This window comes from Metasolibacillus meyeri (genome assembly GCF_003049505.1).
In the GTDB taxonomy this organism is placed as follows: domain Bacteria; phylum Bacillota; class Bacilli; order Bacillales_A; family Planococcaceae; genus Metasolibacillus; species Metasolibacillus meyeri.
The window spans coordinates 1-24,869 of the sequence record NZ_PYWN01000108.1; the positions used below are offsets into that span (position 1 = coordinate 1).

Below are 24,869 nucleotides of genomic sequence, written 5' to 3' on the forward strand. Positions count from 1 at the left end.
AGAAAATTCATTTTACAATAGTGCAATTAATTATTTTAATGCGACACTAGTGAATAGATATATAGTCTTTATTATCAAAAATTTTAGTTGGTGCGAATGGGAAGTGAACATGATTTACTAAGGAGATTCGCACTAATAAAACAAAGATTTTTTCTTTGAGATGGGAAAGTAATTAGGTTAATATAGTCATATATATTTATTACTTAGTGGAAATTTGCGATAAATATTGTTTTTATGTGCTTTTTCACAGTTTCTTTCTGTATAGAGAGAATGGATTGAAATTAAACATTCCTGGTGCATTAGTAAAACTGGCTATCGTTTCTTTCTGTATAGAGAGAATGGATTGAAATGATGTAAACATGTCTCCTACGTTGTAACCATTATGTTTCTTTCTGTATAGAGAGAATGGATTGAAATGTCAATAAGCCCTTGGCTCAAACCTCTGAATTCTAGTTTCTTTCTGTATAGAGAGAATGGATTGAAATAAACGATTAAAGGCGAAAGCATTTGCAGCTTGCTGTTTCTTTCTGTATAGAGAGAATGGATTGAAATGTAGAAGTTGAAGGAAAAGCGACGAAAGAAGAGTGTTTCTTTCTGTATAGAGAGAATGGATTGAAATATGGCAATATAAGGTACACAAATGATTTAGGCGGTTTCTTTCTGTATAGAGAGAATGGATTGAAATTTTTATACTTTTAAATACTACTACAAAGGCTTTTGTTTCTTTCTGTATAGAGAGAATGGATTGAAATACCCCAAAAGATAAAGCCGCTCCGTCCTCCCTCCCGTTTCTTTCTGTATAGAGAGAATGGATTGAAATAAAAATATATTCATTATAATATAAGTGCAGAGAGTTTCTTTCTGTATAGAGAGAATGGATTGAAATCGTAGACAAATCTACCACTAGATGTCGAATTTTGGTTTCTTTCTGTATAGAGAGAATGGATTGAAATAGTACATTGATTCGTAGCTGCGTCAACAATGTCACGTTTCTTTCTGTATAGAGAGAATGGATTGAAATTACATGCCATATTAGGAAATTGCCAGTATCTAGAGTTTCTTTCTGTATAGAGAGAATGGATCGAAATTGCGTAAAGTCTATGTCACTCATAACTCTTAGCCATTCATCTGTATTATGAAAGGTAATTTCCTATTAAAAACCAAACGCATCAATTTAGAGACACTTTTCTAAATTGATGCGTTTTTGTTGTGGTTATAAATATTGGTGAAGGGTATTTTCAGTAGATAGGAAATATGTTATAAATAAATGAAATGGATAATGAGGGATTTTATCCTATTTTAGACAAGATATTAGGAGCTATACGGATGTTTACATATATGACTTGGGTAACATTACGCGCAACATTTGAAGCGCGAAAAAGTGGTAATTTACCACCATATCTTGGTTCTACGGTACGAGGGTTGTTAGGGCATAGTTTGAGAAGGATGGTATGTCTAACACCAAAGGTAAGGTGTTCTACGTGTGCACTTGCGGAGGATTGTGCCTTTACGAAGTATTTTACATCACCAGGAAATCCAGCAGGATCGGTTAATCCATTTGTACTTCACGTATTAACGACAGGCAAAACTAATTGGCAGACGGGGGACATTTGTGAGTTTGAGATAACGTTATTTGGTCAAGCGAGTCAGCGTATGGAATTAATTGTGGAGATGCTTAGACGCATTGAGCAATTTGGTTGGGGTTCTGAGCGAATTCCGTTTACGTTGTTGAAAATTACAAATCCATCAACTCAAAAATTAGTGTACTATAACAAAAAGAAATGGATAGAAAATGCAGTGAGACATCCACTAGATTGCATGGAGCAACAAGCATCTCATGCCTTTATACAGTTCGCTGTGCCGTTGCGTCTAGAAAAAAGCAAGCAATTAATTACTGAGCCCTCGTTTGAGGATATCATTCGTGCGACGACAAGGCGTATCAGTTTATTATCTCACGCTTATGCAGGGCATCAACTGGAATGGGACGAGGAGGAAATGTTGGCAGAGGCAAGAGAAATCAAGACAAACAAGGCACAGTGGCAAGCTGATGAATTTAGAAGATATTCGATGAATCAAAAAAATAACGAGTTAAAAATGGAAACCATTACAGGTTGGGCTTGTTATGAGGGGGATATTACGCCCTTTACGCCATTGTTGCAGGCAGGACAAATACTGCATATTGGCAGAAATCCGACACACGGTTTTGGGCGATATACGATTGATTATAATTAATGAGGTGAAAAGATGAAGAAGGATGGTACAAAGGTCATTAATAAATTATCGGAAAATTATCTTAATTTAGAAGGAAGCATTATCGCACAGCTAAAGATTGACAAGGAAAATACGGAAAATATTTGGCTACCTGTATTTAAGCGGATTGTACCAACGAAATATAATATTGAAACGAATGTGTATATTATTGATTCCTATAAAACAATTTCGCCCAAAGTGAGCATTGCCATATATGATGAGCAGTACACACCCTACATATTCAACTACGGTGTCATTAAGTACATTCCGATTGAGGCGGTGTTTGCCGTGGTGCTGTGCGGGGCACAAGATTTAAAAGAATCACAGGAGTGGCTTAAGGAAATTCAAGCGTTAAAAACGGATATGAATGCTTATGTGCGTATTCAACAGGGCTTAGTGAATAATACAGTTGATAAATTGTATGCAGAACTTCAAAATCAGATTGAAAAAGAGCCTAATAAAGAGCCACGTAAAGTAACACAGACTTCTACACGCCCAATTACAATCCTGTGTGCGACAGATGAAACAGGTCAGGGGAAATTTGATATTGTGCTACAGGTGCAAAAGATAGGAGATGGTGAAAAACTGACAAAAAAAGTGACGAATGAAGAAGCGTCTCTTGATTACTGGTACAAGCAATTAAATCATTATGTAAATGAAGAACGTTATGACCGAGATATTTTAGATAAATTAGATAAGTTAGCTTATAAAAATGAAATACCGACAGAACGCACCTTAATGGAGCTAAATGTTTATAAAAATGGAATTAAAGAAGAACAACAACAAAATGCCTTGCTATCCTTAACATTTCAGCTCAATCAGTTATTAATGTTAATCAATAATCCGATATTTTTCCCACACGCCTCTTATGTCAAGGCATTTAACGGGATAGGTGGGAACATATGATGGAAAATAAGGAAGCGATGAAGCAATTATTTCAGCATTATCAGCATATGGCACAATCTGTTGCAAGCCAGCTAGCATTAGAAACACCGAACCATCATGTGACGTCGGGTACGAGCAGAGAAAATGTTTGGTATGCGGTTTTTAATCAGCTTATACCTAAGAAATATAACTTAGCACAAAATGTATTTATTATGGACTCATTTGGTCAGATTTCAGCTGAGGTTGATATTGCGATTTATGATGAACAATACACGCCATACATCTTCAATCATGGGAATATTTTGTTTATACCGATTGAAGCGGTTGCGATTGTCATACAAAGTAAAAGTCGAACACTTGATAAAGAGAACTTAAAAGCTTGGGTAAAAACAATCAAAGATTTACAGCCTGTATTAAATTCGTATGTTAGAACACAACAAGCTTTACTGAATAGTCAAGCCCAAACAGCTACACGTCCAATTATTATGCTATGTACTTTTAGTATGGAAGAAAACAAAATTCAAGATTTGAAAGTGGTTTTTGATATGATTTTGTACCTCAATAAAGAGCAAGAACTAGTAAAAAGTAATGCTGAAACTTTTACTACTTTGGAAGAATGGTACAGGGAGTTAAATCATTATGGGCATGAACGGTATGATGCCGATTATCAAAAACGAAAAGACTTAGTGGGCATTAAAGAGGGAACAAAAGCTGCGGAGGCTGTGATAAAGAATTTGCAGGACTTTACAATTCACTCAAATATTTTACTCTCCCTAAAATTCGAGCTCAACCAACTACTGATGCTAGTGAACAACCCAATGTTTTTCCCGCATGCTTCCTATGCGAAGATGTTCAATGATTCTATTAAATTACAGCGAGAGGTTGAAGAAAATGAGAAATGACTATTTACTAGCAATCTATGACATTACAGGTATTCAGGAGTATATTTTTGCCTCCAATCGCTTACAGGAAAATATGGGGGCATCCTTCATTGTCGGTAATATGGTGAAGGAGTATTTTACGGAGATTGCTAATAGGCATGAAATATTGACAGAATGGCACAGAGACGATGTAGCAAGAGAATTTACTTTATTTGCTAACTCTACTGCAAAGGGTGAGGTCATTTACATCGGTGGAGGCAATGCGCTTGTGGTGTATCGCGATTGGGCAGTTTATAACGAAGTGAATAAGGAATTCGCTTTAAAGGTGTTGGAGGAAAGCGCATCTTTAACGATGGTGACAGAGGCGATTTCATTTTCGGAGGAAGCAGATTCGTATGAGAAAATCTATAGCAATTTAATGGAAAAATTAAGCGAAACGAAGTCTAAAATCGTGCGCACAAAACTGAATCAAACCTTGCCGGTTTTTGCACAGGAGCCATTTAAGGGCGAGCCGATTACGAAAAAATATCCTGTAGCAGAAGATAAGGTGGAATACCTATCTACAGAGCAATGGCTAAAACGACAAGCTAGCCAAGAGGACTTCTTCAAGGATATTTCAAACAAATTTGCGAGAGAAACACCACATATGAAGCGTCAAGTTGGAGAGGATAGCTATACAGCGGTTGTTCATATTGATGGCAACGGTATGGGCGAGTGGCTGAAGGGAAATTTGAGGGACAGCTCAGAGAAAAGCTTGAAAGAAAACTTGCAGGGAGCTCAGAAGATAAAAGCTGGAATCGAGCAGCACCGCGCAAGTTCGCTAAAAATTACGAGCTATTTCCGCACCATTTTCTCACAAACAGTGCAGGATGTAATGCATGGAAAAGATAACATTCCATTGCGTCCTTTGATTTTGGACGGTGATGATATTACATTTATTTGCCAAGCGGATTGGGGCATTGAGTTTACGCAAAAATTTTTAGAGAACTTAGATGTCCAAGGCAAGGAAGATCATATTTATGCCTGTGCGGGTATTGCACTTGTCCACAGCCATTTCCCTTTCCAATTAGCCTATGATATTGCAGAGCAGTGCTGTCAGCGTGCGAAGAAGCGATATTATAACAATGAGAAAAGTGGTTCCTACCTTGATTTCTATATCGTTCGTGGCAGCTATGTTCAAACGATGGACGAGCAGCTTGCCGCGCTTGGTGATTTGGGCGGTGAGGCTTATACTACGGATGAAATGGAAAAATTATTAAATGTAAGCAAATGCTTAACCGCAAATTGGCCACGCTCACGCTTAATTCAGCTATATGAGGCTTACTTATCGGGTGAGGAGGCAGTGGAGTTGGTGAAGGATGAGGCGGCATCTCGCGGTTACAGCTTAGAAAAAGTGGAGGATACAATTCTTTTCAATGCGTTACGCTTATTGGAGTTTGTCCAAAAGGAGGGAGGAAGCAAATGCGACAGTATGAGCTTTTCATCACATTAACTAGCGATTTAAGCCCTGGCAGTGGCGATAGTGTGGCAGGCTTGATTGACCATGAAATCACACATGAGCAAGGGTTTCCTGTGATTCCAGCAAAGCGTCTAAAGGGGGCGCTGCGTCATATGGCGAAGGAGCTTGTGGATTGGGGCTATACGGAAAACGACAAGGTTGATATTTTATTTGGCAAGATTGGCGAAGGCGGAAGCGGCGGCTTTAAAATATACGATGCCACGCTGTATCAAATCCCTGAGTGGTATTTCAAAGAAAAGGTCGAGCCCATTGAAAATATGGACGCACTGAAACAAGGGCTACATGATAAAAATTCGGGTGAGATACTGGCACTTTGGACGATGGTACATACGAAAACAGCGATTGACCATAACAGTGGACAAGCAAAGACAGGTTCGCTACGTTCCATGCGGGTTATTAATCGAGGTTTAACGTTTAAAAGTAGTATTACACTTGATAATGAGGGCGACTATGAGTTTTTAGAGGCTTGTGTCAAGGCACTGCGCCATCTAGGCTATGGACGTACAAGAGGCTTAGGTGAGGTGACGTGTACGCTTTCACCTGTAAATATAACAGATAAAGAGGTAGGGGTAGAAAATTCACCCTCTAGCACAACAACTGAAATGGAGCAGCCATTCCGTATTACCCTACAGCAGCCCGTGTTGCTTGCTGGCAATGAAGGACTATACGATAGCTGTGCTAATTTTATTTCAGGCAGTACTTTATTAGGCGTTTTTGCAAGTCTTTATATTCAAGCGCGTAAGTTAGAGAACGAGGCACATAGAGATGAGGAGTTCGCCCGTTTATTTTTACGAGGTGGCATATCATTTGGCTATGCCTACCCTGAAATTAATGGGCAGGTATTCACACCATGTCCGTTACATATTCAGCGTGAAAAGCATGGAAGTGCTGCCTATCGTGAGGGCTTTAGCGACCCACCGCTTGTGCGCAAAATCAATCAACTAGCATTTATTGATGGCGAGAAGTTGCTATTGCATGAGCCGAAAAAGGAAATGCGTATGCACCATGCACGACCAGATGACCGCCGTATCGGCAGGGCGCTGAATGATGCGAAGGAAGCGGAGGGTAAAGGTGTAGACGGCAACAAAGGACAGTTTTATTACTATACCGCATTAAGCCGTGGGCAAAGCTTTGTTGGTACACTGCGTGGAAATGCGAGTGACATTGCGTTATTGATGGCATTGCTTGCAAAGCGCGGCAACAAGATTCAGCTAGGGCGTTCGAGAACTGCTGAATATGGGGAGGCAACGCTCCTACCACTGTGCAAATTATCAAAAGAAGATAAAGCGGTGAAAAATGACAAAAAAGTAGCCATTTATTGCGAAACGCCGCTCGCATTACAGGACAAAACAGGACGCTACGTAGCAGATCCGCAACTATTCATCAGCCAAATCGAAAGTACACTAGGCGTCGCTATCACAATCGAAAAAACATTTTTAAAACAAACGATTTTGAAGGGCTACAATGCCAAATGGCGTTTACCGAAGCAAGAAAAGGTAGCGTTTGATGCAGGCACAGTGTTGCTTGTTTCTGCAGAGAAAGATGTTGATTGGCAAACGGTCGAAAAAACCTTATGGGGAAGCGACACTGCACATGGCTGTGGTAAGGTGCGAGTGCTGTCTGATAAGCATTTACCTCAGAAATTTACAGTCGAAAATAAGCACTGGCAACCTGTACAAGATGTAGCGCAGTCAGACGAAAAGTTGCTATCCTTGATACAAAAAGAGCTTTGCACACGTCAGCAAAAAGAGCTTGATAAAAAGGAAGCAAGGGGAGCGGCGAAGGAATTTGCAAAAGACCCAGCGATTAAAGCCATTGGGCAAACGAAAATCTATCAGTTGGCTGAGCATTTCTTAAAGAAAGCTCAATACGAGGAAGAAAGATTTACTAAAAAAGAGAATGTAAAAAGTATCTATGAAAAACTTAACATAGAGCTTCCTGAAAAATCAGAGGACTTCTTAAAAGCCTTTTTCCATACGCTAAAGTTGGAGGTGCGAGCAGATGACAACAAGTAAAATACAGCAGCGAATGTATATTCAAATAACAGGAACACTTGCCTCACCCCTTTTAGCAGGCTCTGGCTTAGATGAGCAGACGCAAATGGACGTAACCCGCAATCATCTTGGCGAGCCCTTTATGACAGGTAGTGCGCTTGCAGGGGCATTACGACAGCAGTTGCTACGTATTTATTCCGATGACGAGAAGCAAATTGTCTCGCTATTCGGTGCAGATATTTTTCAAAGTCGCTTATATGTGTCGGATATGAAGTTAGACGCACAACAAGAAGATATAGGTATACGTGATGGCGTCAAATTGCAGGATGGCAATAAAGTCGCTGAAAAAATGGGGAAATTTGATATGGAAATCGTGGAAAGTGGCACGCCCTATACGATTCGTTTGGAATGGATTACACGTGACAGAGCGGACTATGCGCGTGACGAGCAGCTCATTAGGCAAATGATTGCGGCGCTTAAACACGGGCATATCACACTAGGTGGTAAAAGCAATCGAGGCTTTGGTAAGTTAGATGTGCGCTTGGTCAAAATGAAGAAATTTGATTATAGTGTGCAAGGGCATATTGAGGATTGGCTGGATTGGTCATGGCAAGATATTGCGTCGGAAGAAGAGTGGACAGCTTATAAAACAGTTAAAAAGCACGCTATGGGGCATTTCGAGCTACGATTAAAGATCGCACAAACCTTGTTAATTCGAGATTATCGAGCAGAGGAAGATGTAGATTACAGTCACTTGACAAATAAATCGAATGAGCCTGTCATCCCAGGGTCTACATGGGCAGGAGCTTTCCGCCACCGTTTAACACAAATTTTAAAAACAGATTTTGCCGAATACGCAACAGATGGCATTATCGAAGAATTATTTGGCGCAAAGCATGACGAAAACAAACCAAGCAGAGCCTCAAGACTTATCTTTGAGGAAACGGTCGTTAGGGGTGCACAAAGTGTCAAAGTCACACGTAATGCGATTGACCGTTTTTCCGGCGCAACGATTAGCGGTGCTTTATTTACAGGTGAGCCTGCCGCAAAAGGTGAAACAACATTGGTAATTCGCTGGCACACGAAACGAGAGTCAGTAGATGACAATGCTATAGTGCAGCCAGATGTATTAGACGATAATGCTATCAAGGGTATGCTGCAATGGGTGAGCAATGATTTAGCAAGCGGCTTGCTAGCTATTGGCGGAGAAACGGCTATTGGTCGAGGGGTGTTTGAAGCAGAGGAACAGACAGATACAACTAAATATCAAGCGGCTGTAAATGCGATTGTCAAATGGGGGGAGAAAAAATGAAGCATAAATCGGGGAAATCTGAAAGAGAAATAAAATCTATTTCACAAGATGAACTTTTAACTTGCATTAGAGCCCAAGAGAATGGCGATATGTATGTCATGGCAGACCAAGCAGTTTATTTCGGCAAGCTAGTGAATGGAAACATACAGCTACATGGTGATACAAAGTTTGAAGAAGCCTACATACAAGAGGTTCGCATTTTTGATTCAGAGAAAGAATTAAAATTGACAAGAGTAAATGGCAACTTTATAGCACGTTTACGAAAAGACGGTACAGGAGAGGAAACAATCTACTTCGATGATACGCATAAACTTTGGGGAAGTGGTGTCAAATGTGATGGGGAGTGGAGTGTACTCGAAGAAGGGCGTGGTATGGAGTTGGCAATCCCAAAGAAATTTGCAAAAGATGATGCAGTCGTATTGATTTTCCGCAAATACCTTGCGTTCCAAGAATGGGACCCGGCTACAGCGCAATCTTTCCGTTACACTGTAGTGGACGAGCGGTTGGTTGAGTATCAGAAGATGGAGGAGGCGAACTGAGATGAAAGATGAACGCTTTATTAATCCTTATAATTTTGTCCCACTTGTAGGGAAATGTGAGAGAAAATCAGCAAGTCAAGGTCCTTTAACAGGCAAAATTACTTGTATATTAAAAACGCTAACGCCTTTATTTATTCCCGACGCGCAACAGAAAAGTGAATTTTTTCATTACGGCGCTGATAAAACACCCGTAATTCCTGGCTCAGAGCTGCGCGGTACAATTCGGAGTGTCTTTGAGGCTGCGTTTAATGGCTGCTTGTCGCAGGTGAACACTGAATATTTCCATAGAAGGTCAAAAGATATAAAGTACCCGGGCATTATCAGAAAAACGAAAAATGGTTGGGAATTACAGAAATGCAGAAAAGAGAAGAATTCTAGTAAATGGACTTCTCAAGAAGGCAAATGTCTATTTTATAAACCTAATTTCAAAACTAGCAACCTTTATTTCACTGATCAGAATAAAGACGGACAAGAAAATTGGAAAAAAGCATTTGTTCATAGAGGGGAGTATGGCCCTAAGGGTGTTTCTAAATTACTATTCTGCCCAGAAGGAGAGAGTATTTCGATAAAGTCTTCAGAAATTGAGCGTTTAGAGCAAATATTGTTGTTATATGAAAATAACAATAAAAATAGTAACAGGCATAGTGGTTATCAAGAATATATGAAGCTTTTTAAAAAGATTAAAAATCAACAATTGCCATTAAATAAAGATTTGATTTTACCAGTATATTACTATGAACATAACGGAACTGTAGGCTATTTAGCCCCAGCTGCTATTTCACAAGAAGTGTTTATGAAAACACTACAAACTCTTTTAGACAAACAAGGGGGTTATAACCCTTGTGAGTGTTCGGTAGAAATGTGTCCCGTATGTAATCTATTCGGGTTTGTAAGCAAGACAGATGCACGTGCTTCCCGTGTACGTTTTGGTGATGCTGTGTCTATATCTGAAATATCAAATGCTAGAGACATAATCAGATTACCCGCTTTAGGTGAACCGAAGCCTGGTGCAGTGGAGTTTTATACAGAAGCATCTGCAAATATTCGGGAAAAATATTGGACATATGATTATTATAAAATAGGGAAAAAGCGAATAGCTTTAAAGCCTAATGAACTCAAAATAAGAGGGCGCAAGTTTTATTGGCACCATAAAGTGGCTAACCACCTATTAAAGCCTGTAGATCCAGATGAGAAGGTTCCTAAGATGGAGTGTAATATACAACCTTTAGAGGGAGGCAGTGAATTTGTTTTTACTGTTTACTTTGAACAATTAACTAAGGAAGAATTAAAGCAGATTTGTTGGACATTGGATTTTGGTAATTCAACAGCTCATGCACATAAAATAGGCAGAGCGAAGCCATTGGGTTTTGGAAGTGTTCAAATTAGGATTGATGAAATTATGGCACGTACTATTGATAAAAAGTCAGGACAATGGAAATTCGGAAAGTATGATATAAGTTATCCTAATATAGATGAAATGAATAAGAAAGCAGAAGCATTGCTTCATATTATGCAATATCCATCAGATTTCCAAGAGCAAATTCAATATCCCAAAGTGTATAGTGAAAAACAGGGAGTTAATGCTACAGCTTCACATAAGTGGTTTGCTAAAAACATGGAGAAGAATTATTTTAATCAAGTTTTACCAACGATAGAGGAAGAATTCGAACCTAAGCAAGCTGAAAAATAGTTGAGGGTAAAAAAAGTATAATTATTTTGCAAGAACTTAAAGATATATGAAACTTACGTATTTTAGCTGAATTTTAAACGTTCTTAACAACTGGTGCGAATGTGAAGTAAACATGGTTTTCTAAGGGGATTCGCACCAATAAAACAACTTGTTTTCCATTGAAATGGAAGGTTAATTAGGTTAATATGACCTTAGAATCTAATTTTTTAGTGAAAATCAGTGATAAAAGCTATTTTTATATGAATTTTCACAGTCTCTCTCTGTATAGAGAGAGTGGATTGAAATCAGACACAGGCGCAGGCGCTGTCCGCATTGATGGGTCTCTCTCTGTATAGAGAGAGTGGATTGAAATGCTTCAATTGTAGAAGTCGGCTCTTTAGTATCAAGTCTCTCTCTGTATAGAGAGAGTGGAATGAAATACTCCATGACTCGAAATCATCCAATTTGAGCCCGGTCTCTCTCTGTATAGAGAGTGTGGATTGAAATATTTCGCTAATAAGGTTAGCTTCTAAATCATCAGTCTCTCTCTGTATAGAGAGAGTGGATTGAAATAGCTAAACTGAAATTCACTAAAAATTTGAGCAATCTGTCTCTCTACATATAAAGATAGAAATTAAAATGCTACAAGTTTTAGGTAATGAAAAAATATATATTGTGGCTTTAAACTTCAAAGTAGCTCAACAAAGGGTAAGGAAGGAGCATAGTTAACAATATTTTGAGTCCTAAAAAATGGAATAAAAACAGACGGAATTAGTGAATAGTGAGTGCGAATGTGAAGCGCACATGATTTACTAGGGGGATTCGCACCAATAAAGCAGATTGTTTTCCATTGAAATGGGAAAATAATTAGGTTAATATAACCCTATAAGTTTATTTTTTAGTGAAAAATAGGGATAAATATTATTTTTATATGATTTTTCGCAGTTTCTCTCTACATAGAGAGAATGGATTGAAATTCCTTTGTGTGCTACAATAGCACTGTAGTATTTTGTTTCTCTCTACATAGAGAGAATGGATTGAAATGCTAATAGCAATCCTTCCTCAAACTGTGGAAGACATGTTTCTCTCTACATAGAGAGAATGGATTGAAATATTAAAATTAATTGGCGTTTTCACTTTCTCACCTTGTTTCTCTCTACATAGAGAGAATGGATTGAAATATTATTACAACAGTTTGGCTGGGGCGTTGATCGAATGTTTCTCTCTACATAGAGAGCATGGATTGAAATAAAGGTCTGTATTCCGACAATATCATTTGGCTTAAGTTTCTCTCTACATAGAGAGGATGGATTGAAATATATCTATACAGATGATTGGACGTTGGGGCATTAAGTTTCTCTCTATCTAGAGAAAATAGATTGAAATCATACTGGTATTTAAACACTTCACTTCAACCTAGTTTTTAGAGAACGAATTGAAACATGTTAGCCAATACCTGATTTCTAATTATTGTAAGTTTCTTTCCTCACTAAAAGAAGAGATTAAAATATTACACCGCCTACTTGTACAGATTTACTAGCTTTTGCTTCGCCCATCCATTAAACCTCACCCCCAAAAACCACAAGAGAAGCCACTATACAGCAGCTTCTCTTGCGTTTCTTATTCATTCATTATGCGGACCATCCGCACCCACCTTAAATTGATCAATTTGTTGTTCCATTTCTTGGCTCATCATGAGGAGCTCCTCGGATGCCATGGCGACAGTTTTGGTTGCTTCGGTTTGTTCTAGGGTGGAGCTGGTTACTTGTTCCGTTGCGGCAAGTGTTTGGTCGCTGGCGTTTAAGATTTCGTGCATTTGTTGCTGGATTGTCGATGAGAGGGAAGTGGCTGAGGACACTTCTTCATCGATTGTATGGATAGCTGCCAGCATGTCGGTTACGTGCTGTGACATTTGCTGGAAGGCAGATGTCGTTTTTTCGACAGCGTTGAGTTGAATCGAGAATTGCTCGTTGGTTGCTTGCATTTCAGATGTTGCCACTTTGGATTGGTTTAAAATTTCTTGAATCGAGAGTTGGACATCTGCTGCTGCTTGGGCTGATTGCTCCGCCAATTTGCGTACCTCGTCTGCTACGACCGCAAAGCCTTTGCCATGTTCGCCAGCGCGTGCTGCTTCGATGGATGCGTTTAATGCAAGTAAATTCGTTTGACCGGAAATGTTTGTGATGAACGTCGCGATGCTTTCGATTTTTACCATGTCTTGCTCTAGCTTTGTCATAATTTCCTGCATGCGCTGAATTTTATTTTGCACAGAATGATTGGTTTCGTCTAAATAATCAATTTGCTGAATCGCTTGTGAGCCGACTTCATCCACTGTTTGGGCAGTAGATGACAGCACGGTTGTATTATCATGGATTTTCTGCATTTGCTGTTGCAACGAATCTGATAACTCTGCTGCTTTGTTTGCCTCTGTATTGACGAGTGCCGCATCATCAGAGATGGACATTGTCGCTGTGGCGATTTCATCACTCGTTGCATTCATTTCCTCTGAATAAGCAGTCAAACTATTTGAGGATAAGCTCAATTGATGAACAGATTGCTTAATGTTATGAATCGTGCCACTCGTTTTATTGACCATATCTCCAAAGGCTGTGGCTAAGCTGCCGACTTCATCCTTTGTCGTCGCTTGCAATTTTGCTGTTAAATCACCAGTCGCCAATTGCTTTGCCACTTTTTCAAGCGCTGTGATCGGGCGAATAATATGGCTTACAATAAATAGCATTAATGCTGTAATAATGATTAATACAACGGTAAAGGTAATCAGTAATATTTTTGTAGTAGAATTTGCGATAGCATTAATATTTTTCATCTCATAATCGCTACCAACAATCCATTGTAAACCTTCAATTTTTTTGTAAACAACTAAATTATTACCATTTTGCTCGCTGTTTACTGTAAAATCAGATGCATCAAGTGCACCTAAAAATGAATAGGATGGATGCTCGAAAAGATTTTCTTCCTCAATTGTTTTATGCACAATGGGATGTCCGTTAGCATTGACAACGAAAACATCGCCCTCATAGCCGGGATCAATCGTACTTAGTGTGCCGATTAAGTAGGCAAGGCTAATATCTGTTCCAACAACACCAAGGAATTGATTGGTTTTCGAGTAAAGTGGCTGAGAAACCGTGATGACTTTCTCGTTAGAAATGGCATCGACATAGGGTTCACCAATTACGGTATCACCAGCTTCAAGAGCGCCAACGTACCAAGGGCGGTCGCGCGGATCAATATGTGCTGGCACATCGTTAACCGGTGCCGCAATTGTGCGACCATTATTTAAGCTAATATATACATTGGTCACCCCATCGTAAATTTCCGTGAATGGCAACAAAGATTCAAATATGGCATCTACTTCAATCGTAGGTGTTGTAACAGAGCGAGTTGCCGCCTCTATTAACTGATCATTTTTCGTCAGAAGAATTAAACCATCACGATAATGTGTAAAGTAAGAATGAATAATGGATGACGTGCTTTCCAACATCGTTTCACTTTGTATCATGGCATCATTTTTCAGCGCTTTACTGTTTATTGTTGAAATAAATAGCATCATTGCGATAAAAGCAATAATTAAAGTGATAAGTAGTGGGATGAGTATTTTTCCTTTTAATGATAGCTTCATGTTCATTGCTTTTTTCGCTCCTTTCCAGTACTTATACAATGATAATATACAAAATCTAAATTGTGAAGAATAATCAGAAAATTTTGTCGAAAAAAAGAAATGAAACTTTCTTTATGCTTTTTTCGTATATGTATTGTCAAAAAATAATGTACAATATAAGTAGTACAATTAGAATTGGGGGATTCGTATGTCTGAGTATAAAAATCCATTATTTGAAGATTTAGATACGCGTGAAAAAAGTACAAATGAGTTAGTAGAAACGGAACCAAAGCAACTGGTGTCCAATGAGGAATACTCACAAATTCGCAAGCGCCAAATTGCTTTAAAAGAGGAGCCACAGGTGCGCGCGCTGGCAAATAAAATCGATGTGCAAAATCAAATTGCCGTATTGGAATTTGGGAAGGAAACAGCGCATGGCATTTCGACATTTTCTGATCGCATGCTGTCGTCGATTAAAACAAGTAAGCTGGAGCGTTCAAGCGAGCTACTGCGCAACTTAAATGCGATTATGGACCGCTTTGATCCGAAAGATTTCGATAAAGAGGAGAAAAAAGGTGGCTTAATTAAACGCCTGTTTTCAAAAAGTAAAGAGCAGCTAGAGAAATTATTATCGAAATATGACACGATGAACAAGGAAGTTGATGTTGTTTATAATGAAATTCAAAAATATGAAGTGGAAATGAAGCGCAACACGATGGAGCTTGAGCAAATGTATGATGAAAACTTGAACTATTTCCACAGTTTAAGTGAGCATATTGCGGCAATAGAGGTGAAGGTGGAGCAGCTACATAGCCAGTTGCCATCGCTTGAGGCACAGGCAAATACAGGCGATCAAATGGCTATTTTAGAGTACGAAAACGTACAGCGTGCAATGGAGCTATTGGAGCAGCGCCGCTACGATTTAGAAATGGCACAGCAAGTTTCGTTCCAATCGGCACCACAAATTCGTTTAATGCAGCAAGGCAACAACCATTTAATTGCGAAAATTAATTCTGCGTTTGTTACGACTATTCCAATTTTCAAACAGGGGCTTGTGCATGCCGTAACGATGCAGCGACAAAAGCTTGTGTCTGATTCCATGATTGAGCTTGATAAGCGTACGAATGAGATGCTTGTTCGCAACGCGCAAAACATTCGTCAAAACTCTGTGAATATCGCGCGTTCTGCTGGTAGCCCAAGCATTACAATCGATACGATTGAAACAACATGGCAAACGATTATGGCAGGGATTGAGGAAACGAAGCAAATTCAAGAGGAAACAATCCGCAACCGCGAAGAGGGCCGCAAGCGCATTGAGCAATTACAACTAGAGTATGAAAAATTAAAGAAAATGTAATGAAACAGGCTGTTGGAAAAGCAGGTTTGCTCCTGTGTTTTCCAACAGCTTTTTACGTCTTGTCTGCGGAATGGCAAATCACCATGATGGAAGCGTCACTTTATGATAAAATAGGAGAAAATAATTAAATTGAGGTTGTATATGATAAAAGAAATTGCTCGAAAAAGTGTTATTGCGCTGCTAGCCACAGTGTTACTGAGCGCATTATTTGCCTACACAGGCTTTACACCAGAGGGAGATTTATTTCCGTTTTCAAAGCTGTTCCAAATGTTTTTAGTGCTAAGTGCGCCAGCTTATTTTTTAGGTGGAATTCCCGTTTCCATGTTGCTGGATCGCTTTTGGCAATGGCCATCCCTTGAAATACTAGCTTATGCCGCGTTCGGTGCGCTCATCATGATTCCCTATTATTTTTTCGCTTTCGCTGCAACGGGTGGGCCAATAGGGGTGGTTATGCTATTTGGTGCAAGTGCCGCCATCATTTTTTATTTTGTTAAGACGCTACTACATAAATTATTCAGAAAATACGGATTTTAGGGGTGGCAATACAGCATTTAGATAAAGTGAACCTGCAATCAGTGGGGGTCTTACATCCTGCCGCTGACGCTTTCGGTACACAAAAGATTGTTGGTAAGAGATAAATAATTATAATTGGATAGATGGAGGAATTGACAATGAAGAAACTATTAGTTACAGGCTTTGAGCCCTTTTTACATTTTACATTAAATCCGACAGCGGAAGTTGCCGCAGCATTAGATGGCGAAACAATCGGGCAGTATCAAATTGTCAGCAAAGTACTACCTGTTGAATTTGCAGCAGCGCAAAAGCATATTCGTGCATTATTAATAGAAGAAAAGCCGGATGCTGTCATTGCGCTAGGGCTTGCAGGTGGTCGCAGTAAAATTACGCCTGAGCGTATCGCCATTAATGTGATGGATGGCCCAAAGGATAATTCAGGTCACACGCCAATCGATGAAGTGATTGCAGAGGACGGGGCAGATGGCTATTTTTCTACGTTGCCGATTCGCGCGATGGTGAATCGTTTGAAAGAGGCGGGCTACCCAGCAGCTATTTCGAATACGGCTGGTGCTTATGTATGTAATTTAGTCATGTACACGCTGCTTCATGAAACGAAGGGCACGATTCCAGCGGGCTTCATCCATATCCCCGCATCGCATCAGCTAGCAATCGAGGAAGGCAAAGTGCCAAGCTGGTCACAGGCAGATTTAAATGCAGCAATCAAGCTTTGTATTGAAACACTAGTCTAATATTGAGTGGATGAGCGAATTCGAGCTTTGGTTGAGCGAATACTTGTGCTGGATGAGCGAATTTACGCTTTGGTTGAGCGAAAACCCTTGTTCGATGAGCGAATTCACATGAGGCCTGTCTGAAAAAGCATGATTTTTTTCAGGCAAGCCTCATTTTTATTTTGGTTGGGCGAATCACTACTTTTGTCCCAGTCCCTTCTTGTACAAAACCCTCTATATAAAGCAACAGGGGGGATTACACATGAATATTAGTGCAGGACATTGGCATGTGGGAACAGGTGCAGTTGGTTTGATTGATGAAGTAACGGAGGCAAGGCGTGTTGTGCGACAGGTCGCGAATTTGCTGCAACAACAAGGTGTAAATGTGCGCGTCATTTTCGACAACGCTTCCAAAAATCAGCGGCAAAACTTAAATTATTTAATTGGTGCACATCAAAAGGGCAAAGGGCTGCATATAAGCGTGCATTTTAATGCGGTCGGAAAGGCAACAAAAAACGCGCTCGGGACAGAAGTATTGTATGCGAAGCCGACCATGCAAAAGCTCGCTGCCACGATGAGCGCGGCAATTAGTACAGCAGGGGGTTTGCGCAATCGAGGTGCAAAGCGTCGCACGGATTTAGCCTTTTTAAACACTTTGCCTGACGCAATTCTCATTGAAGTATGCTTCGTTAATTCGCAGGAGGATGTTGCTTGCTACAAGCGTCACTTTGAAGCGATATGTGTGGCGATTGCGACGGAATTATCGGTAAAGTAAACAATAAAAATGTAAGGAACCCAAGCGGAGGTTTCTTGCATTTTTATTATGGGGTTGCCCAAAAAGTCGAAAATACCTTCGGATAATGAAAAATCTAGTTTTACTTATTCATTTTAAAAGTAAATGTAAAGACGTTGAATCCAGTGTTTTCAATATTTCAAAGAAGACAATCACTTTTCTAAATGGTGAATATTTCAGCCAAAAAGCGGTGCGCTAGCCTGTGTTTCGGACAATCCCACCTATAAATATTCCGATTCGTATATTTTGTTAAATAGGACGATTATTCCATTATACTGGAGAAGTACACGCACTGAAACTTTTTTGCTACTCAGCCGTATAGAAATAAAAGGAGGAAATGGAAAATGAAAATTACCATTATAGTCGTCATCTTTTTATTACTTTCACTGATTGTCAATATTGTATTACACCGCAACAAGCGAAGGCGCATCAAGGAAAGTTGGGCGCACAAGCACCAGTACGGGCAGGAGCCTCTGTCATCTGTTAGCAGCTATTGGCACAATAAGAAGCGTACAGCGCAAATCGTCGATGATTACACATGGCATGATTTGAATTTGGATGAGGTGTATGAACGAATAAAGTTTACATATACAAGTCCTGGCTCAGAGAAGCTTTATGCATTGCTAAGAGAAATTCATTTGGAGGGGGAGCCGCATCAACAGCGAGAAGCTTTTCTAAAAAAGCTTTCGGCGTCACCTGCTTTACAAGAAAAACTACAGCCTATTTTATATGATATTGGGAAACGAAACGGAACGAATAGCTCCGCCTATATGCTGGCAATTGAGGATAAGCAAATCCCACAGCAATGGCTTTATACATTATGTAGTGTGCTACCATTCTTATCCTTAGCCTGTGCTTTTTATAGTATAAAAATAGCCATTTTCTTATTTTTCGGCTGCATTATCTTGAATACATTGATTTACACAAGTAAAAAAGACGCGTATGAAAGAGAGTTTTTCTCGTTGCTTTATGCGATTTCCATTATTTATGGGGCGAAAAGAATAGCGAAGCTTAACATCAATGATGAGCTAGTGCCACATCTCAAAAAGCTCAAGCCACTGTATAAATATCGCTATTTGATTTCAAATAATAAAGAGACGCCATTTGAAATCGTCATGGACTATTTTAGAACATTTTTCCTCGTTGATTTTTTCATTTATCGTCGCATTATGAAGCATTTGAAAAATCAGCAAGAGGCTGCCGCTTACGTCTGGGAATGGATTGCTGAAATTGATGTGTGCTTCTCGATTTTACATATGCGCACGCATTATACATACAGTATTCCTACATTTACCGATGATTTGATCGTTACGTGTGAGGAGATGTATCATCCACTGCTCGAAAAGCCTGTGAAAAATACGTTTTCGACGGCAGGGGACGTGTTGATTACCGGCTCAAATGCTTCGGGGAAATCGACTTTTATGAAAAGCTTGGCATTAAATTGTATTTTGGCACAAACCATCAACACCGCTTTCGCAGATTCCTTTCAAATGAAGCGAACGGCTATTTTTACATCGTTTGCGATTAATGATAGCTTGCTTCAGGGGGAGAGCTACTTCATAGCGGAAATGAATTCATTGAAAAGAATGCTCGAAACGATTGAAAAAGGTATTCTTTGCATAACATTCATTGATGAAATATTGAAAGGCACGAATACGATTGAACGCATTTCGGCATCTGCGGCGATTTTAACATGGTTAGCAGCACAAAAAAATAATTTAACTTTCGTCGCATCACACGATATTGAGCTATATCAAATTTGTGAGGGCATGTATGAAGGCTATTATTTTGAAGGGGTGATTGAGCATAATGAAATCCGCTTCACATACCTTATTCAGAAAGGAGATACATATGTGAAAAATGCGTTAGCCTTGTTGAAGCTGAAGGAGTTTCCAGCGACCATTGTGCAGCAAGCCGAGCAATTGTCAAATAATTATGTGGCAACAGGACGATGGTAAAAAATTTTTGAAACATTTTCACAACGTAGTCGTATAATAATTATTGGATTTATAGAGAGGAGTTGGACTTATTGTTAGTGTTACAAAATGTAACGAAGCGTTATAAAGATTTTACAGCAGTACAAAGCTTAAATTTCTCCATTTCACCTGGTGAGATTTTTGGCTTAATTGGTCAAAATGGTGCGGGGAAAACGACAACGTTTCGTATGATATTAGATTTACAGGAGACAACAGAAGGGACGATTACGTGGGAAGGTACACCGATTAATAACGTGAATCGTGACCTACTCGGTTATTTGCCAGAGGAGCGCGGTATTTTTCCGCAAATGAAAGTGGAGGAGCAGCTTCTTTATTTTGGGCAGCTGCGTGGTATGACGAAGGCAGATTGCAAAAAGGAAGCCGATTTTTGGATTGAGCGCTTTGATTTACAGGAAAAGCGCAATGATAAGGCGGAAACGCTATCAAAAGGGAATCAGCAAAAAGTACAATTAATTGCGAGCTTTATTCACCGTCCGAAGTTTTTAATTTTGGATGAGCCATTTAGCGGTCTTGACCCCGTGAATAAAGATTTATTAAAAAATGCGATTTTACTATTAAAAGAGCAAGGGATGACGATTTTATTTTCAAGTCACCAAATGGATAATGTCGAGGAGCTATGTGACCATTTATGCTTATTGAAACGCGGCGTTTCGCTGTTTTCGGGCTCGCTCTTAGATTTGAAAAAACAATATGGTAAGACGAAGCTAACAATTCGTACAGCGCTGCCTGCGGATAAGCTAGCAAAGTTAAAAGGTGTAAAGTCTGTCAAAGAAGAACGTGACCAATATGTGCTGACATTGGAGCAGGAGCACTATGCGAAGGACATTTTTGATGTCGTATCGAATGGTACATATATTGAGAAATTTAGTTTAGATTACTTGTCACTCGACGAGATTTTCAAAGACAAGGTAGGTGCCACGCATGTCTAAGTTTATGATTCTATTAAAGGAAAACTATAAGCAAAAGGTGAAGGCCAAATCGTTTATTATTATGACGCTGCTCTATATTATAGGGGTTTCTATATTTTTCTTCTGGTCAGATATTAAAGAAGCGCTGTTTTCCAGTGAGCCTGATCAACTGATTTATGTCAATACAACCAACTTTGATGTTGGTCAAATGCTAGAGGATGGCGATATCGTGTGGACACAGCTTGCCTCTACGACAGAAGCAGAAGAAGCCTTGAAAAAAGAGGACTATGTGGCAGCACTTGTCTTTTCAGCAGCTGATACGACATTAGCGGTCGACTTAGTATCACTTGACCCACTGCCATTAAACATGCAGCAGCAATTATCGGCAACTGCGCATACAATCGGGCAATTTTATGCGATGGATCAATTAAATTTAAGCCCTGAGCAGTCGGCACAACTGTTAAATGCCGCACCGCAAATTGCAATGAAAACATTAAATGAAGCAGCGACAGATGGCAAGTCGGAGGAGCAAAAAACAGCAGGCATGTTTATTTCCTATATTGCAGGCTTCCTTGTTTATATATTCGTTATTTCGTTTTTATCCATTGTCACTTCGGATGTCGCATCAGAAAAAGGCTCACGTGCATTGGAAATGCTGTTAGTAAGCGTTAAAGCAGAAACGCATTTTAAAGCGAAGGTTATGAGTATTTTCTTAGTTGCATTAACGCAGTTTGCCGTTCTATTTGGCACAGCCTTTGTTTTGTTAAAAATAAAGGATGGTGGTGCGAAATGGACGATGGTGAGCGAAGTGTTAGCGGAGCTTCACGGTCAATATTTATTATATGTTGGCGCATTTTTACTCGTAACGATTTTCATGTTTTTAATTATCGGGGCATTGCTTGGCTCGCTCGTATCGAAGCCAGAGGAAGCTTCACAGGCGATGATGCCTGCGATGATCTTAGTTATTGTCGCATTCTTTATTATGGTGACAGCAACAGGAAACCCAGATACATTGCTTGTGACAATCGCGTCGTACGTGCCGTTCACATCAGGGATGGTGATGCCAATGCGCATTGGGGCAACGGATTTAGGTGTGCTAGAGCCATTAATTTCACTTAGCATTTTAATAGCAACAACATTCGCGCTGTACTTACTTAGCGTATCGTTTTATAAACGCAGTGTCTTAACTTACTCAACAGGCGGCTTAATTCAAAAAATTAAGACGGTGTTTAAGGTGACGACATAAAAGAAAAATGCTTGGAATCCGCGGGGGTTCCAAGCATTTTTGTCTATACAGCTAATGAATAAATGAATTTAATATTTTGCCAAAATAGAAGTTAAAAGTTTGCCGTCAATATTGCCACCTGATAAAACAAGTGCTACATTTTGTCCACCAATTTGTTCTTGGTGCTCCATGATGGCAGCTACAACTGTACAACCTGCTGCTTCGACAATATATTTTTCTTCCTTTGCCATAAAACTAACGGCTTTGGCAATTGATTCTTCTGAAACTATCAGAAATTCATCAACATAATCTTGTGCCATTGCATAACTTAACTTTCCTATGCCGCCAATTAGAGCATCGCATATTGACTCCTCACTAGGATATTCTTCGTAGAAGGTCTTGTCTCGATAAGCATGAATCATGGCAGGACATGCTTCTGTTTGTACGCCAATAATACGGATACTTGGCTTGATAAATTTTGCGGCAACCGCAATACCGGTAATTAAACCACCGCCACCGATTGGCACAACAATTGTATCAATATTAGGTTGTTGCGCTAAAATTTCGATAGCAATGGTTCCTTGACCAGCATATATTTTAGGATCCCTATAATAAGCATCGATAAATGTAAGACCATTGTCCTCAATATAGGCCATGCCCAACGTGTGAGCTTCATCGTAATTATTCCCCATTAGCATAACATCTCCACCAAAGTATTTAATTTTATCAAGTTTACTTTGGGGTGTGTTTTTAGGAACAATCACTTTGGCATTTTTGATGCCAAGAATTGAAGCAGCATAACTAACAGCGCTTCCATGGTTGCCAGAAGAAATTGTCCCGATGCCACGTTCTTTTTCTTCTGCTGTAAGTGTCATCATTTTATTTAATGCACCACGAATTTTAAAGCTTTTTGCTCTTTGAAATGACTCTAGTTTAAAGAAATAGCGTTGTTGTTGATTTCCTAAGTAATAAGATTCTTCTAGTGGTGTTGTAGGTACGTATTTTTTGATGCGTGTATAAGCATCTTGAATTTCTTGATAATGTAATGTCATTTTTGCTCTCCTTCTAAATCATAGATTTTGTTCCAATTTCATGTTGTTCCGCTTGTTTTAATGCCACGTTAGCTGTCGCGATATCTAACAGTGCCATACCTGTTGCATCAAAAATTGTTATTTGTTCGTCGTTTATTCTGCCATTTACTTTGCCTAGTATTAAATCGCCTAGCTCACCAATAATATACGTTTCGTGTATAATACCTTGTTTAAGTGGAATTTCGATTTCACCGACTTCTTGACAATGTTTCGTATCATCTACAAATAATAAGGACGATGTGAGTATTTCAGCATCGATTTCCTGTTTTCCTTCCATATCTGCTCCAATACAAGAAAAATGTGTTCCTTTTTGTACCCATTCTTTTTTGATAACGGGTTTTCTTGAAGGTGTTACCGTAATGATAATATGACTATCACGTACAGATGCTTCCAAGTTTTCTACAGCTTCAAATAGAATATGCTCTGTGTTGATAGCGAATTGTTGTTGCAGTTTATCATGAATCTCTGCGACAAAACTTTTTGCATTGCCGGCTTGCTGTGCAGCTACTCGCACCTTCTTAATCGTTGATATTGCTGTTAATGTAGCAGCGATTTGGAAAATGCTTTGATTCCCAGCACCTACAATTAATAAATTTTCAGCATCTTTTCTAGCTAAATATTTGGCTCCTAGTGCACCTGCTGCTCCTGTTCTCATACCCGTAATATAGGCAGCGTCTGTCATGCCAAGCGGTGCCCCGGTTTGCGCGTCAAATACAGCAATCATACCAATGAGTGTAGGAATTCCTTTTTCAGTATTATCACCAAACCAAGTGACTGTTTTATGCCCAAAAAGTTGCTTGTTTTTTAAATAGCCTGATTTAATATCTAAATCTGCTCTACCTGGAGAGAATTCATAAAATACAGTTGGCCATACATCTGTTAGACCTTCATTTTTTGCTTTATAAACACTTTCCACCACTTCAATTACCTGGTGCATAGAAAGTATTTTTTGTACATCTTCTTTACAGAGTATCTGAATTTTGAACATGACAATCGACCTCCCATTAATCACTTTGAAATTTTGAGTATTCTGATATTTTGGTTGTGCATCCCTCCAGTTCAAATACGATACTCTAACAAGACAATAAAGCACTGAATTTCACTCCTCCTAAAAAGGCCCTAACGGGGTGAAATTCAGTGCTTAAATTGTTTTTACCCGGGGATAAAAACAAGCATCATATTATTTACTTGATAATCCAAAATAAAGTGAACCTTCAATCAGTAGGGGGTTTCTTCATCTCTTGCTGATTGGTAATAAAGGAACACAGGCTAGGTACCTCACAGCCTGTACCTGACACTACGCTTTCGCGCAAAAAACAGCTGTTAATACGGAATAAATTTATCATAGATTGAGAAGGATGGCAATAGGCAGTTAATTTAATCTTGTTTCTTTAGTACCTCTCAATTAATTTCTATGTTTATCGTTGTCTTTTCAAAAAAAAACAATGTTTCTAACAAAAAATAGGTCTTAGGATATTTTTTATATAAATAATCTAGTTCTAAATGCATATTTATTTGAAAATTAAAAAATATAATACATATATTTCTAATTTATTAATATATACATTAATAGTAAGTAATCTATT

At 39.2% G+C, this 24,869-nt stretch carries 18 protein-coding genes and 1 CRISPR repeat array; of the genes, 15 read left to right on the forward strand and 3 right to left on the reverse strand.

Annotation, left to right across the window (positions count from 1 at the left end):
- The first annotated feature begins 249 nt into the window (after window positions 1-249).
- Window positions 250-1,088: a CRISPR direct-repeat array (repeat unit 33 nt; unit sequence GTTTCTTTCTGTATAGAGAGAATGGATTGAAAT).
- Window positions 1,089-1,326: 238 nt separating this feature from the next.
- The 8 genes from cas6 to C9J34_RS15585 are packed head-to-tail and all read left to right on the forward strand — an operon-like array spanning window position 1,327 to window position 11,070.
- Window positions 1,327-2,232, forward strand: a complete 906-nt coding sequence (cas6, locus tag C9J34_RS15550) for a CRISPR system precrRNA processing endoribonuclease RAMP protein Cas6 (RefSeq protein ID WP_107841097.1) — start codon at window positions 1,327-1,329, stop codon at window positions 2,230-2,232.
- A gap of 12 nt (window positions 2,233-2,244) precedes the next feature.
- Window positions 2,245-3,156 carry a DUF6602 domain-containing protein gene (locus C9J34_RS15555; protein WP_107841098.1) on the forward strand — a complete coding sequence of 304 codons (912 nt, stop codon included), beginning with the start codon at window positions 2,245-2,247 and terminating at the stop codon, window positions 3,154-3,156.
- A complete protein-coding gene (locus tag C9J34_RS15560; protein ID WP_107841099.1) occupies window positions 3,153-4,037 on the forward strand; it encodes a DUF6602 domain-containing protein in 885 nt (294 codons plus the stop codon). The genes C9J34_RS15555 and C9J34_RS15560 overlap by 4 nt, the downstream gene beginning before the upstream one ends.
- Window positions 4,027-5,508: a Cas10/Cmr2 second palm domain-containing protein gene (locus tag C9J34_RS15565; RefSeq protein WP_107841100.1), complete on the forward strand. Its 1,482-nt coding sequence runs from the start codon at window positions 4,027-4,029 to the stop codon at window positions 5,506-5,508. The genes C9J34_RS15560 and C9J34_RS15565 overlap by 11 nt, the downstream gene beginning before the upstream one ends.
- Window positions 5,478-7,550, forward strand: a complete 2,073-nt coding sequence (locus C9J34_RS15570) for an RAMP superfamily CRISPR-associated protein (protein WP_107841101.1) — start codon at window positions 5,478-5,480, stop codon at window positions 7,548-7,550. The genes C9J34_RS15565 and C9J34_RS15570 overlap by 31 nt, the downstream gene beginning before the upstream one ends.
- Window positions 7,537-8,841: an RAMP superfamily CRISPR-associated protein gene (locus C9J34_RS15575; RefSeq protein WP_107841102.1), complete on the forward strand. Its 1,305-nt coding sequence runs from the start codon at window positions 7,537-7,539 to the stop codon at window positions 8,839-8,841. Before C9J34_RS15570 ends, C9J34_RS15575 begins: the two co-directional genes overlap by 14 nt.
- A complete protein-coding gene (gene csx19, locus C9J34_RS15580; RefSeq protein WP_193769035.1) occupies window positions 8,838-9,380 on the forward strand; it encodes a type III-D CRISPR-associated protein Csx19 in 543 nt (180 codons plus the stop codon). Before C9J34_RS15575 ends, csx19 begins: the two co-directional genes overlap by 4 nt.
- 1 nt (window position 9,381) lies before the next feature.
- Window positions 9,382-11,070, forward strand: a complete 1,689-nt coding sequence (locus tag C9J34_RS15585; RefSeq protein ID WP_107841104.1) for a TIGR03986 family type III CRISPR-associated RAMP protein — start codon at window positions 9,382-9,384, stop codon at window positions 11,068-11,070.
- Window positions 11,071-12,673: 1,603 nt separating this feature from the next.
- Here C9J34_RS15585 and C9J34_RS15590 read toward each other — a convergent pair.
- Window positions 12,674-14,695, reverse strand: a complete 2,022-nt coding sequence (locus C9J34_RS15590; RefSeq protein WP_107841105.1) for a methyl-accepting chemotaxis protein — start codon at window positions 14,693-14,695, stop codon at window positions 12,674-12,676.
- Window positions 14,696-14,876: 181 nt separating this feature from the next.
- Here C9J34_RS15590 and C9J34_RS15595 point away from each other — a divergent pair, with 181 nt between their 5' ends.
- The 7 genes from C9J34_RS15595 (at window position 14,877) to C9J34_RS15625 (ending at window position 22,213) form a co-directional block, all read left to right on the forward strand.
- Complete coding sequence (locus C9J34_RS15595) at window positions 14,877-16,025, forward strand: toxic anion resistance protein (RefSeq protein WP_107841106.1); 1,149 nt, start codon at window positions 14,877-14,879, stop codon at window positions 16,023-16,025.
- Between the two features lie 141 nt (window positions 16,026-16,166).
- Window positions 16,167-16,559, forward strand: coding sequence for a hypothetical protein (locus C9J34_RS15600; RefSeq protein WP_107841107.1), 393 nt, complete (start codon window positions 16,167-16,169; stop codon window positions 16,557-16,559).
- Window positions 16,560-16,696: 137 nt separating this feature from the next.
- Entirely contained in the window at window positions 16,697-17,290 is a 594-nt protein-coding gene (gene pcp, locus C9J34_RS15605) for a pyroglutamyl-peptidase I (protein WP_107841108.1), read from the forward strand.
- Between the two features lie 241 nt (window positions 17,291-17,531).
- Entirely contained in the window at window positions 17,532-18,044 is a 513-nt protein-coding gene (locus C9J34_RS15610) for an N-acetylmuramoyl-L-alanine amidase (RefSeq protein ID WP_107841109.1), read from the forward strand.
- Window positions 18,045-18,406: 362 nt separating this feature from the next.
- Window positions 18,407-20,020, forward strand: a complete 1,614-nt coding sequence (locus C9J34_RS15615; protein ID WP_107841110.1) for a MutS-related protein — start codon at window positions 18,407-18,409, stop codon at window positions 20,018-20,020.
- A gap of 62 nt (window positions 20,021-20,082) precedes the next feature.
- The gene (locus C9J34_RS15620; protein WP_107841111.1) at window positions 20,083-20,988 is read left to right on the forward strand and encodes an ABC transporter ATP-binding protein; all 906 of its coding nucleotides are present in this window, start codon (window positions 20,083-20,085) and stop codon (window positions 20,986-20,988) included.
- Entirely contained in the window at window positions 20,981-22,213 is a 1,233-nt protein-coding gene (locus tag C9J34_RS15625; RefSeq protein ID WP_107841112.1) for an ABC transporter permease, read from the forward strand. Before C9J34_RS15620 ends, C9J34_RS15625 begins: the two co-directional genes overlap by 8 nt.
- A 68-nt stretch (window positions 22,214-22,281) precedes the next feature.
- On the opposite strand, the gene C9J34_RS15630 is transcribed toward C9J34_RS15625, so the two are convergent.
- Both C9J34_RS15630 and C9J34_RS15635 read right to left on the reverse strand, forming a co-directional pair.
- Window positions 22,282-23,244 carry a threonine ammonia-lyase gene (locus tag C9J34_RS15630; protein WP_107841113.1) on the reverse strand — a complete coding sequence of 321 codons (963 nt, stop codon included), beginning with the start codon at window positions 23,242-23,244 and terminating at the stop codon, window positions 22,282-22,284.
- Window positions 23,245-23,257: 13 nt separating this feature from the next.
- Entirely contained in the window at window positions 23,258-24,271 is a 1,014-nt protein-coding gene (locus tag C9J34_RS15635) for an ornithine cyclodeaminase family protein (protein WP_107841114.1), read from the reverse strand.
- Between the last annotated feature and the right edge of the window lie 598 nt (window positions 24,272-24,869).